Genomic DNA, 15,254 nt, shown 5'->3' with positions numbered 1-15,254 from the left:
TATGACTGTCAGCCGCCGCCGTTTTCTCTCCGGCGCCGCCGTGGGCGCGGCCGGAACCGCCCTCACCGCGGGCGTCCTCGCCGAGGGCGCCCGCGTGGACGCCGCCGCCGCCTCGAACGGGCAATCCGCCCCGAAGTCGTCGTATCCGTTCCACGGTGAGCATCAGGCGGGCATCCTCACGCCCGCGCCGGCCGATCGCCAGAACGCCTCCTGCTTCGTGGCATTCGACGTGACCGCCGCCACCAAGGCGGAGTTCACCGACCTGATGAAGACGCTCACCGCGCGTGCCCGCGCGCTGAGTACCGGTGGCGCGCCGCAGGATCTGGGCCCCAGCTATCCGCCCGCCGACAGCGCGGTGCTCGGACCCGACATCCCCGCCGACGGACTCACCGTCACCACCGGGGTCGGGGCGAGCCTGTTCGATCAGCGGTTCGGGCTCGCCGACCGCAAGCCCGCGCACCTGACCCCGATGCGGACCTTCCCCGACGACTCTCCGGACCCCGCCTGGATGCACGGCGACCTGCTGCTGCAGCTGTGCGGCCACAATCAGGACACCGTGCACCACGCCATTCGCGACATCACCCGCCATACCCGGGGCGGGCTCCAATTGCGGTGGAAGATCCAGGGTTACAACTCGCCGCCGCGCCCGTCCGGCACCGGCCGCAACCTGCTCGGTTTCAAGGACGGCACCGCCAATCCGACCGGCGGCGACGCCGCGTCGCTGGTGTGGGTCGACGGCTCGGGCGAACCGGCTTGGACCAAGGGCGGCAGCTACCAGGTGGTCCGGTTGATCCGGATGCTCGTCGAGTTCTGGGATCGGGTCGCGATCGCCGAGCAGGAGAACATGTTCGGCCGCCGCCGCGAATCCGGTGCGCCGCTGGACGGCAGCAAGGAATTCGACATTCCCAACTACGCGGCCGACCCGGACGCCGCCGTCATCCCCAAGGACGCGCACATTCGGCTGGCCAATCCGCGCACCCCCGAGACCGCCGATCAGCAACTGCTGCGCCGGTCCTACAACTACGACCTCGGGGTCGACGCGAACGGCAATCTCGCCACCGGCCATATCTTCACCTGCTTCCAGCAGGACATTCAGCGCCAGTTCGAGACCATCCAGGATCGACTGGCCGGGGAGCCGCTCACCGACTACGTGCAGCCGTTCGGCGGCGGCTACTTCTTCGTGCTGCCCGGCGTCGTCGACGAGAAGGACTGGTACGCACGCGGATTGCTGAGCTGAGCCGCTAGCGCAGGGTGAAGTCGGCTGGATCCGGTTCGGCGAGCATGGATTCCATGGTCGCGCGATCGAACGGAAGCAGGTCGATCGAGCCGCCCTCGGTGAAGTACCAGGAATTGCAGCCGGTGTTCCAGACCGTCGGGCCCATGGCGTCGGCGACCTCGGACTCGAAGCGATCGGTGGCGTCGGCGGTGACCTCGACGGTGTCGAATTCGCCTGTGCTCCACCGCTGAATCCAGCGCGTGATGTAGCGGGCGGTGACCTCGGCGGCATGATGCAGCGGAATGGAACCGGTGGGGGAGTGCGGTCCCAGCACCGTGAACAGGTTGGGGAAGCCGGGGATCGCGGTCATGCGGTAGGCGCGCGGTCCCTTGGCCCAGGCGTCGTCGATCGAGAGGCCGTCGCGGCCAACCAGATTCATCGGCCGCATGTAGTCGTGGGCGCGGAAGCCGGTGGCCAGCACGATCACGTCCAGCGCGTGGTGGCGGCCGTCGGCGGTGCGTATACCGGTCGGCGTCACCTCCGTGATGGCCTCGGTGACCAGCTCGGTATTGCGGGCGCGCAGGGCGCGGTAGTAGGTGCCCGAGAGCACCTGGCGCTTGCACAGCGGCTCGTAGTCGGGCGTGAGCTGTTGGCGCAGTTCGGGTTCCAGCACCTGGGCGCGGAGGCTGAGCTTGGCGTAGTTCTGCACCACGCGCCGCCGCCAGCTCGGCTGGGTCACCACATCGGTGAACAGCCTGGCCCCTTGCATACCGGCCTGGTAGAGCGCGCGGTTCAGCTGCGGCAGCTGGTTCAGCACCGCGCCGACGACCTTCGGCTGCGGAATCCGCATGGGAGCCCAGATCACCCATTGCGGGCTGCGCACGAAGTGGGTGAGGTGCGTGGCCTCGCGCTGCAATGCCGAAACCACCTGTACGCCGGTGGATCCCGTGCCGATGACCGCGATGCGCTTGTCCTTGGTCACGACCGCATCGTCCCAGCGCGCGGTGTGCACCACGTCCCCGGTGAACTCCGACAGGCCCGGCAGGTTGGGCACCGCCGGATGGTGCAGGACGCCGGTGGCCGCGATGACGAAGTCGGCTTCGTACCGGGTGCCGTCCCCGGTCTCGACGATCCACCCGGAGCCTGTGAATGTGGCCGCCACGACCTCCGCATTCACCCGCACGTGCGCCCGCAGTCCCTGCCGGTCGACCACGTCGGCGAGGTAGCGCTGGATTTCCGGTCCCGGAGCGAACACCTGTGACCAGTCCGGCTTGGGCGCGAACCCGAACTGATACAGCTGCGACGGCACATCGCAGGTCAGGCCCGGATAGCGGTTCCAATGCCACACCCCGCCGACGTCGGATCCCTTTTCCAGGATCACGAAGTCGTCGAAACCGTTGCGACGCAAGGTGACAGCGCTGGCGATGCCGGACACTCCGGCCCCGATGATCACAATGCGAGGCCGCCGCACCGCACCCATCCCAACCTCCTTGTTGGATACTCCGAGAACTCAAAAACCGACGGTATTTCAATGGGAGGCAGGTGTCAATCGGCCGGGGTGCGCGGCCCGGCCGGGTGCGTTCTTCGACTGCTGTGTGGTCAGGTCAGCACGGTACGAATCCGAGCGCCGGGGTCGATGCTGCGCCGCAGCGCTGCCAGTCGGGAGTAGTTGCCGCCGTAATAGCGCGACAGCGCGTCGCCGGGTTCGAGGTAGTTGATGTAGGCGCCCGCCGACACCGGGGCGAAGAGCCGGTGGGCGGCCGTGACCCACGCCAGCGCGACCTCGTGCGAAATAGGTTGGTAGGCGCCCCATTCCACGAGGGCGGCGTGCGAACGCCACGGGAAGGCGGCCGCGTCGGGGCTGGTGTCGCGGATCGCGCCGTCGAGGGTGTTGATCTGGACCCAGCCGGTGCCGCCCGCGCGGGAGAAGGTGGTGAGCGCCTCGAGGATGCGGCCGATCGCGTCGGAGGTGAGCTCGGTGACGACGTCGGAGCCATTGGTGAAGCTCGCGCGCGGGGAGGTGGGGCTGCCGCCGGCCAGCGCGGTGACCGCGTCCATATGGTCGAGGGTCTGGGTGTCCAGGGTCAGCGGGCGCAGGCCGATGGCATCGGTGAGTTCCGCGGCCGCGGAGTCGCCGGTGCCGGCCGGGCAGATCAGCTGCGTCCAGCAGTCGAGGCTGCCGTTGCCGTCGGCGTCGACGCTGACGTCGGCCCACTGCGACCGGTCGGCGGCGGTCAGCCAGCCCGACCAGCCGCTGATGACCTGGGCGTCGATGATCACGGTGCCGCTCGCCGTCGAGACTCCCGCGTAGGAGTGCCCGCCCGCCGCGGCGAACGTCACGGCGGCCACGACATCGTCGGCCTCGGCGGCCCGCACCACCGCGGCGGGCGAGAACCTGCCGTCGGCCGCCCGCGACTCCATTCCGCGCATGTTCCCACCAGCTGGCGTACTCGCTGAAAAACCCTGTCGGGCAAGGGATGCGCGCCTGCCCGGGCGTCGGCACCGGCCGGCTCGCCACGATGTCCGGCGAGCTCACCGGTGAACCGTTCCCCCCATTGTGCCGACGCACCCGCGTCATGGGACGAGTTCGAGCCTGACCTAAGGCAATTCACAGGCAACCGTGACCGAACCCACGGCGAGTCGCCGCACACGCCGGGGCGTGCCGCACGCCATGCGGCCGAGAGTCATTCGGCGCGGGAGGGTCTTTCGGGCCCTCGGCTCGCGGCGCAGCTCGGCGGTGGAAGCGGGCGGTTCGGCGCCGCCTCTGTTCGGTCGCGGCGAGGCGATGCCGCGCTGCCCTGGGATCATGGACTGATGGGCAGTGGATCATCCGAGGATGCGGGGGTGACCGGTGGGTGAACCGGTAGCCGGGGTGCGGGAGGTACGGTTCGGCGTCGCGGAGTTGCGGGCCGATCCCGAGCGGCCGGGTGGTTGGTTGCTGACCGTGGACGGGATCGCCCAGTCCTACGTGGATCTCGACGATCCCTCGTATCTCGAACTCGAATACGTCCGCTACATGGGCTATGTCGTCGATGCGCTGGCACCGGCGGACGCGCCGTTGGACGTCGTGCACATCGGTGGTGGCGGCGCCACCTTTCCCCGCTATCTGTCCGCGGTGCGGCCCGGCTCGCGGCAGCTGGTCGTCGAGGCCGACGCAGCTTTGGCGGAATTCGTCGACGAGCGGCTGGGCCTGCGGTCGCTGCCCGGGGTCGAACTGCGTCTCGGAGACGGGCTGACCGAACTCGGCGGCGTCGACGCCGCCTCGATGGATCTGGTGGTCGCTGACGCGTACGAGGGATTGCGGATCTCCGCGGGCATCACGGGCGCGGAGTTCACCGCGCAGGTGGCGAGAGTGCTACGGCCCGAAGGCATCTACCTGCTGAACCTGGTCGGCACCCGCCACCGACTCGACCACATCGAGCGGGTTTTCCCGCACCGGGCGCTGCTGGACGGTGACGTGTTCGCCGGCTACACCGGCAACCAGGTCCTGGCCGCCGCCCGCAGCCCGCTGCCACTCGACGCCCTGCGCCACCGGGCCGAACACGAATTCCCCCCGGTACGGGTCTCGGCGACCGGCGCCTGATTGCGGCGCTCGCTCGCGGGAATGGCCGAGCCATGACCTTGTTCGTCGGCACCTCCGGCTGGCAGTACGCGGACTGGCGCGGGGTGTTCTACCCGAAAGGCGTCGGGCAGCGGCGGTGGCTCGAGCACTACGCCCAATCCTTCGCCACGGTCGAGTTGAACGCGGCCTTCTACCGACCGGTCAAACCCACGACCTTCGAAAGCTGGCGGACCCGAACCCCGGACGACTTCGTCATGGCGGTGAAGGCCAGCCGGGTACTGACCCACTACCGCCGGCTGCTCGACTTCGACATCCCGCTGGAACGGTCTCTCGAAGCGGCCCGCGGACTGGGCCCCAAACTGGGACCCTTCCTCCTGCAACTGCCGCCGACCCTGCCCGCCGAGCCCGAGCGGCTGGACGCGGTGCTGGCCGCCATCCCCGCCGGCGTGCGCGTCGCCGTCGAACCGCGGCACGAAACCTGGTGGACCGACGAGGTTCGCGCCGTGCTGAAAGCACACGCCGCCACCCTGTGCTGGGCGGATCGCCTCGACCAGCCGCTGACACCGCTGTGGCGCACAGCCGATTGGGGCTACCTGCGATTCCACGAGGGCACGAGCGATCCGCGCCCGCTGTACGACGACGCCCCGCTCCGCGACTGGGTCCAACGTCTCGGCGACACCTGGGACCGCGACCAGGACATCTTCGTCTACTTCAACAACGACCCCAACGGCGCCGCCCTGCACAACGCGATCCGCTTCGCCGACTTCGCCCGCACCGCCGGCTGGCCCGTCACCCGAACCCCCGGCACTCTCGCCCCCCTCCACCCCGAAAGAACCGTCGGAAAATGGGAAACCCCCTGGTAAACCTCATATTCCGAGATCGCCCACGAATAGCCCGCACCCCACCGGGTATGCGCCGATCATGGAACTTCTCATCATCGTCGCCCTAGTGATCCTGGTCGGAGCCGTGGTGCTGTTCAAACGCCGCACCGGCCGCCCCACCGACCCCGACTTCACCACCGGAAACCCGCCGTCGAGCAACCGCAAAGACATCTGACAGCTCGCGACCCCCGATGCCCGCGCGGCCCCGGGCTACGCCGACCCCACCCCCGCGAAGTAGGGGCCTGCGAGCTGCTCCTCGCCGGCGGCTAACCCGAAATGCTGGGCAGCGGACAGCCCGCGCTCCCGGTCGACGTGGAAGGACTGACCTGTTCGGTCAACGGCGTCAACGCGACACTCCCGAGAACCAGGGTCGGCTGTGCCCGCAGGCCCACCGATCGAGTGAAATTATCATGCTTCAAATTCCGTGGCACCCGATTCGACGGGTGCGTTCCAGCGATCCCGGTGGCTACGGAGTCCGGTGGTAGAGCTCGATCAGCCCGATGGTGATCGCATGGATCGGGCTGGAATGGCCGGGTTCGATCATTGGCACGATGCGGCGTCCGACGGTCCCGGTCTTGTGCCAGTTCAGCTCTGAGCGGGAGTGCGGTGGTGACGGTGGAGTTCGACGGCGAGCTCAGCGGCTCGGTCGGGCGTCAGGTGCCCGTGGGTGATGTACCAGCCGACCCGGGTGTTGATGCGGTCCAGCCCGTAGGCCGCGGCGGCGGCGATGAGTCGTCGAGCGGTCGGATCGTCCGTGGTGTGCACAGCGGAATAAAGGGCTGTTACTGCGAGGCGTTCGACCGCAGCATCTGCTCGAGAGCGCGGACGGCATCGGCGCGAGTGTCGGGGTTGTGGTCGAACAGTTTGTCCATGGCGGCGTGGAATTGGTCCGCCCGAAGTTTCGCGCGGTCCAGCAGGTATTTGGCGAACGGCACGAGACCGAGCGCGATCGGAATCGCGACACGGGCAGCGGTGGTCAGGCGTGTTCTGCTGTCCCGGGCGAGCCCGAGCGGGAGCAGGTACAGCGCGCAGATGAGGACAGCCGCTGTCCCGAGCGCCGACAAGGCGAGGAGCAGCCACCGCTGTCTTCGAGTCACGTGATCCATTGCAGCAGATTCGTTGTTCGGCCGCGGAGTAACGAGCGCGCTCGGTATCAGCGTGATCGCGGCCCGCCGACGCGAAATCGTCAGTGTGGAAGAATCTTTCGCTGTGACCGCGGCCCGGTGAAGATGCCCGGCGGAGCAGGGGGTGACAGCGACCCGTGGGTGCTACCGATCATCGCGTCCACTGCGGTTGCCGGCGAGTGAGTCAATGCCGGCGCGACAACACTTTCCAATCGCAGCCGCCGAGGCCACTTCGGCAGGCCGGGGTGGCCTCAGCGGCTGATCGAGGGAGTGTGCTGCCGGCTGATCCGAGTCGAGTTCATGGGCGGGCGGTGTGTGAGGCCGGTGGTAGATGTTCGCTACGGCGCATCTGCTCGGCGACCGTTTCGAGGTAGAGCAGCGCTCGTGTGGACAGCCCCGCGGCCACGTGGCCCAGACGGCGCAAGGTCGTGGCGGTGAGGTCCTCCACCAGGACCGTGTCGCGATCATCGGCCGGAGTGGGAGTGCCGGTGAAAAATGCCGTGTCCAGCCCGAACAGCTGCGCCAGACACTCACACAGCCGCGGATCGGCGATTGTCGCCGCGCCTCGACGCAAGGCTGCGATTTCGGCAGTCGCGATCCGGTGGCCCGCCGCCTGCAGCCAGTCCGAGACGGCGGTCTCACTCAATGGGCGCCCATGGCAGCGCTCCCAGAGATCGAAAGCTAATCCCAATCGTGTCGCTAGATCGATACTAGATTCCATGACAGCCCACTCATTTCCCTATGCCGCCAGCGGATATTCCCCGTAGCTGACAGTTCACGCTAATCAGCGGGCGCGCGGTTGACGGCCAACCGCGCACGAGCGTTCCGCAAATAGGGGATGATTCCGACAACTTGCTGGAAACCAGTCGGTATTTAGATTTGAATCAGCATGCTGGCCGATCTCGGGCAGCGGTATGCGGGTGTGGGAAGTCCGGCCGGGCGCAGGTGGACCGGTTGCCCAGGGGCCAGGCCGGTGGGCCTCAGCGGTGTGGCAGGTGGGGGCGGTGACGGCGCACCGGGCGCCCGGCGCGGTCGAGGTTCCAGCGGTCGAGGTCGTCCGGTACCGCCCATAGTGCGCGGACTCGTGCGCATGCCGAGCGCCACCAGCGTGCGGCCGGGGCGGGGGTGGATGCGGTCCGTGTCATCGAAGGTCATTCCGGCGGGATGGACAAGGGTCTCGCCCCACGCTCCGGGGAAGGCGTGTGGGGCGCGACCCTCATATCGGCTCGGACACTCGGGTCGCGTGCTGCGCCGACACTCCCAAGCACACACCTGCCCGCACTCTCATCCAATCGGTTGGTACCCGATCGACGCCAACCCAGGACGCGCCCGTAATCGAGGGCAACGGACGTCTCGATCCGTACCGGGGGCGGGTTGTCGACAAGACCACAGGCGGGTCGTCCGGCTTTGCAGAGCTGGTGAGTAGGCACCGACAAGCAAGGATCAATCGCGGGAATGCCCCGGTCGCGATGCCTGAGCGGCGATAGAGGACTGGGTCGCCGTTCTCGTCGCGCAGGTGTGTCCGAACCCTGACCCCGGGCAGGCCCGAGCGGTGGAAACGGCGCGGATGGATTGCCCACAGCATCGATTCGCCTGCCCTGAGCGGATGGAAGACGTCACCGGCGGCCGTTGGCTCCACCGCCGATCCGATACCTCCGCCTGGTCATCACGGAATGTCAGGAGGCATTCTCGAGTTCGGCGAGGGTGGTGTCGAAGTGATCGAGGAGCCGGTCGATGTCGGGCAGTGTCCGCCGGCAGGCGGTGAGGCCTACGTCGAGACTGGTCGCGGTGCCGGTCACGGTGATGTTCAGGGCGAGCCCGTCGATCGGGATGGACATCGGATACGTGGCGTCGAGTCGGGCGCCGTGCCAATAAAGCGGGTCGCGGGGGCCGGGCACGTTGGAGATGACGAGGTTGAACACCGGATCGGCCCGGCCCGCGGTCCCGGGTAGCACGGTGAGGGCGGCGGGGGTCAGCAGTAGCGCCGAGGCGGCCATCGCTTCGGCGGGCGACATCTTGCGGTACAGCCGTTTGCGGTCGTGCATGGCGGCGCTGATCGCATGCAGCCGGGCCAGCGGGTCGGCCACATCGGTGGCCAGCGGGCACAGCACCGCCGCGAGCTGGTTTCCCGAGGCCGCCGTGCTGGTGGTCGAGGATGGGTGCAGGGACACCGGCACCATCGCGATCAGGGGTTTGCCCGGCAGCGCGCCGCGTTCGCTCAAGTAGCCGCGCAGGCCGCCGGCGGCCAGGGCGAGAACGACGTCGTTGACGGTGGTGCCGGCTGATTTGGCGACTTGCCGGACCCGCTCGAGCGGCCAGGACCGGCCGGTGCAACGGCGGGCCCCGCCGACCGGGGTATTCAACACGGTGCGCGGAGCCTGCCACGGCCACGGGGTGTGCTGCAGTCGGAGCGCGGTCCACGCCACTCGTGCGGCCGCGGGCGCGAGGTCCGCGGCCGCACGCAGCGGCCGTGCCAGGCCGAGGACGGAGGGCCTCGATCGCGGGGACGCCGGATCGGGTGTGGGCAGCGACCGCAGCTGCTGCCACGGCGCCCGGGGCGGGCGGTGGCGATCGTGCTCGGTGGTCAGGGTCTGCTCGAGCAGGTGCATCGCGGTGACCCCGTCGGCGAGCGCGTGGTGCATTTTGGCGTAGACCGCGATCCGGCCGTCTGCCAGACCCTCGATCAGGTGGACCTCCCACGCCGGGCGATCAGGATCGAGGACCGCCGCGTGCAACAAGGACACCACCTCGAACAAATCGGCGACGCTACCCGCCCCCGGCACACCCCACCGCCGCACATGGGAATTCAGGTCCACTCGCGGCTCCACCCGCCACCGCGGATATCCCACGCCCCCGATTCGATGTGGGCGAGTGCGGAACAGTGGATGCACCGGACCGTCCGCGCGCAACGTCTCCCAGACCGTGTCCACCCAACCCGGACCCGCGTCGGCGGGCGGTTCGAACAACAGCACCGACCCCACATGCATCGGATGTGCCCGGCCCTCGCCCAACACGAACAACGCATCCAACGGCGACATCCACTCCACGACCTGCTCCTCACCCGACCGGCACGGCTGGCACCAGAATCGATCACACGCGCAGACCGGACCCGGGAGCGACACTGGTCTCCGGACCTGGTGAACGGCTCACCCGACCATGATGACGGCGCGGCCGGTAGGGCCTTGAATACACGCCACACGATCGCCGCTGTGTGACAGCTCACACTTTAACACCGTTCGGTCGGTTTGATTTTCATCGGACACTCGGCCTTCGCCGGGATGCCGGTCGCCGGGCTCGCCAATGCGCGCCGACGGGGTTGTTGCGTCGGCTGCGCTCTTCGCCTGGTCATCGCCGATGGTCACCCATCATCGGGGCGGTACGACGGTGTGGGCCGAACTGCCTCTCACCCCCGGAACCGGTGACTGCGCCGCCTCCGTTACCGCGCCGGTAGCCACGACCGGCCCGTGCGGCGAACCGGTCGTGCGTCGGTTCTCCGGGCGCCCCGGCGCGGCTACCAGCGTGCAGACCTATGACGCGGGAACGACCGTGGCACCCGATTCTTGTGCCGATCCACCGGAATCGCCCCCGTCGCACGGATTTTCGGGTCACCCGTCCGCCACGTGGGTTGCCTGGCCCGCGCGGGTCGAGAGTTCCGCAGTTCGGATACGCGCTTGCGCGGCGTGAAGGCGTACGACTCAACCCCGTCCCTCGCCGCGCAGGGACCCGGCCGCGTCGTCTCAATGGTCGCCTGCGCGGTTCAGGAGCGCGGCCAGCCGGTCCGCGGCATCGCGGTGGCGGGCGCGGAGCGCGGCGCGGCCCGGGCCCGACCGTCGTCCGCAGCTCGAAGTCCAGGGCTTCGAGCCGGGGGCGTAACGCGGGTGCCCGCGCACTCGTCAGCGGGCCATCGAGGTCGCCCAAGTGGGACAGGAACTCGGTCAGCCGCTGTTCGAGGCTTGCGTGCCCGCCGATTTCAGAGTGACTTTGTGCTCTATATTGCCGGATCGTTGCCGTGGTGGGATCGAGGTTCACGCAGCTTCGCTTCTCTCGAGTTTCCGAAGGTTGTCCAGTGATAACTTCTCAATTGCCCACCGCATGTCGTCCGGGGGTGAACGTCGTTGTTCGCGGTGCGGTGCGCCCCCTCGAGGCTCAGCGCGCCGAAGAAGCGATCGGAGCGGTCCTCGCCCGTCGCGACCATTCGGATTCGGTGACGATGCGGCTGTCTCGTCTCCGGAATCCGCTCGAGCCGCTGGTGATTCAGGTGAACTTCCAGCTCCACGAAACCCGCGCACGGATGCAGGCCGCCGGTCCCGGTCCACAGGCGGTGACACGGGCGGCGGGCAGACTCGATCACCAGCTCTACGGGATGGGCATCGGTACCCGCGTGCGATGGTGGTTCGAGCCCGGTCGTCGAACACTGGCCCACCCCAGCCAACGTGCCTCGATCGTGCGCCGCAAGCATTACGCGTGGCCGGAACTGGACCCGCACAACGCTGTCGTGGCGATGGACCGAATGGATTACGACGCCTACACCTTCCTCGACGCCCACTCCGGACAGGACTGTGTGGTCTACCGCGCCGGGCCCGAGGGCGTTCAGCTGGCTCGCCAGCACGGCACCTATCCGTGCCCGGCACCCTCGCTTCTGGCGCCGACCATCGCTCCCGGCAAAACCCCTGTACTCGACGAGGAGCGCGCGGTGACCTTGCTGTGCGAACAGGGCCTGCCGTTCCTGTTCTACATCGACTCGGCCGACGAGCGTGGACGACTGCTGTATCGGCGCTACGACCACGAACTCACCTTGTTGTCCCCGACTCCGGACACCCACCGGTCCAGGCACTGAGCGACCACCGACGATGCCTGCAACATCGCCGGATCGGGTGCGGCCGATCCGCAGCCGCCCTTCGGGTCGGCCGCACAGCCCCAACGCAACCCCATGGCATCGTGTCAGCAGGATTCCACGGTCGAACCGTCGAAGCCCCTTCACCGCTGACGAATAGCGTGAGCGGCACCGGCTGTCGGCGCTGTGCCCGCCTCCAGTGTCCGTGCATCGTCGCAATCGTTGTAGCAGCGACACTCATCGACTACGCCAGTTCGCCCCGGTGCGGCGGTCTGCAGGGATTGCCGACAGGTGCCGTGCGATGCGATTCCGCGGGCAGATATGACCCTGGCCGAGGTCGTGGCCCAACGAGCGGTGATCGAACAGTCCAAGGGCATGCTCATGACCGTTTACGGGCTGTCGCCCGAGCAAGCCTTCCGCGTGCTGCGCTGGCGCTCCCAGGAGACCAACACCAAACTGCGCGATCTGGTCGACGCCTCCACCGCGCTCACCCCCATGGATGCGCACGTTCGCACCAGCTTCGATCACCTGCTACTCACCATCCACCAGCGCCGACCCCGATGGCCGGTGTGCTGGGCTGGAGGTTCAGGGGGACGCCCCTCAGGGCTGCCGACGCCCGCCGCTCGCATCGCGATGCGGTGCCGCGCTCGAATTGGTCGGTCCGGGTCGCTTGCTGACCTCCGGTTCCGCACGGTGCCAACCAGTAACGGACGGTATGGGCATCGGCGTCGATGGGACTTCTCGCCCGGGCCGGGTTTGTGCAAACAGTCGCCGATATCGGGCGAGAATTCCGCCATCTCCTCATCATCGACGGCAAAGCCCCCATCGAGGACCGCGCCGCGTGGACGAGAGGCTCACCGTGGTCGATCAACCGGGAAGCCGAGCCCCACCGTGAGCCCCTCGTGTCGGCCGGTCCTGCCACCGGCACACCCGCCGACACCGGGCAGACTACGCCCCGCCCCGCCTCCCCTCACCCATCGCGCGAATTGTCCGTGTCGGCCGGACGCACCGTTGCGGTGAATTCGATCATCGGATACCGTCACACCAGCGCACCTGAATCGACGACCAGCGGATCGGTCGGGGCGTGCCCTGCATGATCTGCTCCCTTTCCGCGTGGCCGCTCACCAGGGTGTCGTTCCATCACACCATGCGCGCAGTCCTCGGCGGTGATCGAAACCATTGCCCTGCGCGGAATTCAGGCGGCCCAGCCTGGCCGGGGGCGCTGTAGCAGTTGCGTCGGCGCGGAGCCTGCCGGTCCTCGGCGCGGCTGATCTCGATCTTGCGGGGCTTGGCCTTCTCCGCGACCGGAATCGACAGGCGCAGCACCCCTTCGCGGTAGTCGGCGCGAATCCGGTCGGTGTCTAGGTTCTCGCCCAGGAACAGTTGACGGGAGAACACCCCGCGGGTGCGTTCGGCCGCGATCATCGACCAACTCGCATCCAGTTCCGGGCGCGAGGCTTTCACCGTCACCACATTGCGTTCCACGTCCAGGTCGCCGCCGCCCGGCTCTCGGCGTTCGTGCGCAGACACGTGCGTCTGGACGGCATTACGGCTTTCCTCGGCCCGATCTCGGCGGCGGTTACCGGCTGCTGCGTGATCCGGATGCCCGGACGACGACTGACTAGGGTTTCGGGCACTGCCTGGTCAGGGGCGTGGTACGGCCAGCATCCGCAGGGTCATCGCCCAGGCCGCGGCCAACCCGGCGCCGCCGGCCGCGGCGGTGGGCAGCGAACCGGTCAGCGCGATCAATCCCAGGGTGAACACCGTGCATGCGAGCAGAGCCAAGACACTGCTGGTGAGATCGATGCTCGTCGCGTTCGGGGGTCGAATTCGTGGGGGGATGATCATGTGATCTGGGTTCCCCATTCGTCTGTTTATCAAACCGTGATCAGGTGGTGAAAACGAATCCGGTCATGGTTCGTCCAGTTCAGAAGGGGTAAATCGATTTCGGCAGATCATGACCCGGGGGCATTTTTTCACTCGCGGCCCGCCGGAATATGCGATTCTCTCGGCGGCGGTCAAGACCGTCGCGGCGGGCGGGACATGGCTGCGAATCTGCGGTGTGGCGGGGCGTATACCCAGGAGACCCCTTCTTGGCATCGTGTGATCGACTCTCCCGCAACAGATGTCCCGCACCGGCACGAGGTCGTTCACGCCCGGAGCGGGCGAGGGCGAGCATCGGCGATCTGGCACGTAGCGATATGTTCGTGGCACGTCTGGTCGGTTTACCGGGTTCGGTCTTTGCCCAAGGACTCACCGATATGAGTCGGATTTCCCGTTTTTCGGCCGACGGAGTCGTCGTAGAAGGCAGATCGCCGCCCCGGTGCCCAGGGCAAGGCCCAGCGCCGCAAGGGCGGGTACCGCGTCGTGGGTGTCGGGAGCGAAGCGATACCACTGGCTGGAATAGGCGACCTGGTCGAAGGAGCGGCCGCGCAGGGCCACTGCGGCCGATGGTACGAACAACGCGGTGAGGGCTACGACGGCACTGGCCGCGCGCGGTGGCGCGGCTACTGCCGCACTGTATCCGCCGGTCAGACCGATACACCCCACGCCGAGTGTGGAAGCGGTCGGGTTCGGCGCGGTTTTCAGCGCAAGCAGCACCGCCGTCGCGGCCATACCGACCGACAGGCCAATCGCCGCGGATTGAAGCGGCCACCGCTGGGCCGCGACCATACCGACTCCGACCGCTACGAAGGCGAGTAGGTCGGCCCACCACGGCCGCGGGATCGTCACTACAGCGCTGGACGTCCCGGCGAAGGCGACCAGCAGCAGGACAGCCACCCCGTCGCGCTCGGGCAGGAGGAACGCGGCAACGGTGCAGCCCACGACGGTCAGGATTACTGCACTGACCACGACGGGTGGCCGGTCACCATCCTCGGCAAGCCAACGTGACATCGTCGCGACGCTCGAGATGAGCACGCCGCCGGAAAGCACTTTGCGTAGTGGGAACCGGTGGTCGATCTCGGCGACCGATACGTCGACAGCCCGAACCACCACACACAGACCCACAAGGACCAGAGCGGTCAGGATCGGCCAGATCGGCGGCGCGCCACCGAGCAGTCGCTCGAGTGGATTGGCAGCGTGTCCGTCAGTAGGCCGCTGGACGATGTCACCGAGGATCGCGGCGCTCAGGCAGCCGAACAGATAGACACCGGTTGTCGCCGAACGCGTCCATGCGACGGGCGCGAGAGCGCCGATGAGCACTCCGGCCAAGAGCGAATCGATGTAGTTCATCGACGTCAGCGAGTCCACCTCGAACGGCAGAACCGTGTGATTGGCCAGCATGCCGAGCAGCGCAACGAGTACCAGGAACCAGGCGGCGCGGCCACTGCCCGCGGCAATCACCAATGCCGCGGTGACCACCGCGATCATCGCACCGGATTCCATCGCGCGCGGCACCTCGCGAACCATCACGTCGACCTTGTAGGGCGCCAACTCGAACCAGCCGTAATTGATCGGCATCATGATCGCCAGACCGGCGGTGGTGACCGCCGTGTATTGCGCGGCCGTCTGAACAGTCGCTCGCCAGTGCGCGATCACGCACCGCATGCGCCGCTGGGGCGATCTACCTGCATTCCCGCCTCCGCGTTTCGGCTGGACTCGATCAGTGAAGTCTTCGCCGACCGTACGACATTCG

14 protein-coding genes and 1 pseudogene are annotated in these 15,254 nt (G+C 67.9%); 6 read left to right on the top strand and 9 right to left on the bottom strand.

From position 1 onward, the window contains the following. Position 1: 1 nt before the first annotated feature. Positions 2-1,237: an iron uptake transporter deferrochelatase/peroxidase subunit gene (gene efeB / locus D7D52_RS10250; RefSeq protein ID WP_120736100.1), complete on the top strand. Its 1,236-nt coding sequence runs from the start codon at positions 2-4 to the stop codon at positions 1,235-1,237. A gap of 4 nt (positions 1,238-1,241) precedes the next feature. On the opposite strand, the gene D7D52_RS10245 is transcribed toward efeB, so the two are convergent. Together D7D52_RS10245 and D7D52_RS10240 are read right to left on the bottom strand one after the other, a co-directional pair. Continuing rightward, positions 1,242-2,696 carry a flavin-containing monooxygenase gene (locus D7D52_RS10245; protein WP_120736099.1) on the bottom strand — a complete coding sequence of 485 codons (1,455 nt, stop codon included), beginning with the start codon at positions 2,694-2,696 and terminating at the stop codon, positions 1,242-1,244. A gap of 119 nt (positions 2,697-2,815) precedes the next feature. Continuing rightward, a complete protein-coding gene (locus tag D7D52_RS10240) occupies positions 2,816-3,637 on the bottom strand; it encodes a BBE domain-containing protein (RefSeq protein WP_162958257.1) in 822 nt (273 codons plus the stop codon). Between the two features lie 430 nt (positions 3,638-4,067). Here D7D52_RS10240 and D7D52_RS10235 point away from each other — a divergent pair, with 430 nt between their 5' ends. The 3 genes from D7D52_RS10235 to D7D52_RS39850 are packed head-to-tail and all read left to right on the top strand — an operon-like array spanning position 4,068 to position 5,834. Beyond that, a complete protein-coding gene (locus tag D7D52_RS10235; RefSeq protein ID WP_120736097.1) occupies positions 4,068-4,799 on the top strand; it encodes a spermidine synthase in 732 nt (243 codons plus the stop codon). A gap of 32 nt (positions 4,800-4,831) precedes the next feature. Continuing rightward, positions 4,832-5,641, top strand: a complete 810-nt coding sequence (locus D7D52_RS10230) for a DUF72 domain-containing protein (protein ID WP_120736096.1) — start codon at positions 4,832-4,834, stop codon at positions 5,639-5,641. A gap of 58 nt (positions 5,642-5,699) precedes the next feature. Then, positions 5,700-5,834 (top strand): hypothetical protein, encoded by a 135-nt coding sequence (locus D7D52_RS39850; protein WP_281279179.1) that lies wholly within the window; start codon positions 5,700-5,702, stop codon positions 5,832-5,834. Between the two features lie 410 nt (positions 5,835-6,244). Here the strand turns inward: D7D52_RS39850 and D7D52_RS10225 are convergent, their stop codons facing one another. From D7D52_RS10225 to D7D52_RS10210, 4 genes are all read right to left on the bottom strand, one after another. Continuing rightward, positions 6,245-6,424: a hypothetical protein gene (locus D7D52_RS10225; RefSeq protein ID WP_120736095.1), complete on the bottom strand. Its 180-nt coding sequence runs from the start codon at positions 6,422-6,424 to the stop codon at positions 6,245-6,247. A gap of 17 nt (positions 6,425-6,441) precedes the next feature. Next, the gene (locus tag D7D52_RS10220; RefSeq protein WP_162958256.1) at positions 6,442-6,756 is read right to left on the bottom strand and encodes a hypothetical protein; all 315 of its coding nucleotides are present in this window, start codon (positions 6,754-6,756) and stop codon (positions 6,442-6,444) included. A gap of 325 nt (positions 6,757-7,081) precedes the next feature. Beyond that, a complete protein-coding gene (locus tag D7D52_RS10215) occupies positions 7,082-7,429 on the bottom strand; it encodes a hypothetical protein (protein WP_120736093.1) in 348 nt (115 codons plus the stop codon). 1,030 nt (positions 7,430-8,459) lie between these two features. Beyond that, a complete protein-coding gene (locus tag D7D52_RS10210; RefSeq protein ID WP_246023981.1) occupies positions 8,460-9,821 on the bottom strand; it encodes a WS/DGAT/MGAT family O-acyltransferase in 1,362 nt (453 codons plus the stop codon). A gap of 1,067 nt (positions 9,822-10,888) precedes the next feature. Here D7D52_RS10210 and D7D52_RS10205 point away from each other — a divergent pair. Beyond that, positions 10,889-11,620 (top strand): sigma 54 modulation/S30EA ribosomal C-terminal domain-containing protein, encoded by a 732-nt coding sequence (locus D7D52_RS10205; RefSeq protein WP_120736091.1) that lies wholly within the window; start codon positions 10,889-10,891, stop codon positions 11,618-11,620. Between the two features lie 318 nt (positions 11,621-11,938). Next, positions 11,939-12,637, top strand: coding sequence for an ANTAR domain-containing protein (locus D7D52_RS40125; RefSeq protein ID WP_120736090.1), 699 nt, complete (start codon positions 11,939-11,941; stop codon positions 12,635-12,637). Between the two features lie 228 nt (positions 12,638-12,865). Here D7D52_RS40125 and D7D52_RS39065 read toward each other — a convergent pair. The 3 genes and pseudogenes from D7D52_RS39065 to D7D52_RS10185 all read right to left on the bottom strand — a co-directional run. Next, a pseudogene (locus D7D52_RS39065) lies at positions 12,866-13,111 on the bottom strand (Hsp20/alpha crystallin family protein); the annotation flags it as partial. A gap of 150 nt (positions 13,112-13,261) precedes the next feature. Further along, positions 13,262-13,402 (bottom strand): hypothetical protein, encoded by a 141-nt coding sequence (locus D7D52_RS10190; protein WP_162958255.1) that lies wholly within the window; start codon positions 13,400-13,402, stop codon positions 13,262-13,264. A 468-nt stretch (positions 13,403-13,870) separates the two neighbouring features. Continuing rightward, a complete protein-coding gene (locus tag D7D52_RS10185; RefSeq protein ID WP_162958254.1) occupies positions 13,871-15,157 on the bottom strand; it encodes a hypothetical protein in 1,287 nt (428 codons plus the stop codon). Positions 15,158-15,254 lie beyond the last annotated feature (97 nt).

Source organism: Nocardia yunnanensis (assembly GCF_003626895.1).
Taxonomy (GTDB): domain Bacteria; phylum Actinomycetota; class Actinomycetes; order Mycobacteriales; family Mycobacteriaceae; genus Nocardia; species Nocardia yunnanensis.
Note: the sequence above shows the minus strand (reverse complement) of the source record. Positions and strands in the feature narration are given on the sequence as shown.

Bases quoted from the DNA above. Each gene is read 5' to 3' on its own strand.
- D7D52_RS10245 (WP_120736099.1), bottom strand. From the start codon at position 2,696: ATGGGTGCGGTGCGGCGGCCTCGCATTGTGATCATCGGGGCCGGAGTG.
- D7D52_RS40125 (WP_120736090.1), top strand. From the start codon at position 11,939: ATGACCCTGGCCGAGGTCGTGGCCCAACGAGCGGTGATCGAACAGTCC.
- efeB (WP_120736100.1), top strand. From the start codon at position 2: ATGACTGTCAGCCGCCGCCGTTTTCTCTCCGGCGCCGCCGTGGGCGCG.
- D7D52_RS39850 (WP_281279179.1), top strand. From the start codon at position 5,700: ATGGAACTTCTCATCATCGTCGCCCTAGTGATCCTGGTCGGAGCCGTG.
- D7D52_RS10210 (WP_246023981.1), bottom strand. From the start codon at position 9,821: ATGTCGCCGTTGGATGCGTTGTTCGTGTTGGGCGAGGGCCGGGCACAT.
- D7D52_RS10240 (WP_162958257.1), bottom strand. From the start codon at position 3,637: ATGGAGTCGCGGGCGGCCGACGGCAGGTTCTCGCCCGCCGCGGTGGTG.
- D7D52_RS10230 (WP_120736096.1), top strand. From the start codon at position 4,832: ATGACCTTGTTCGTCGGCACCTCCGGCTGGCAGTACGCGGACTGGCGC.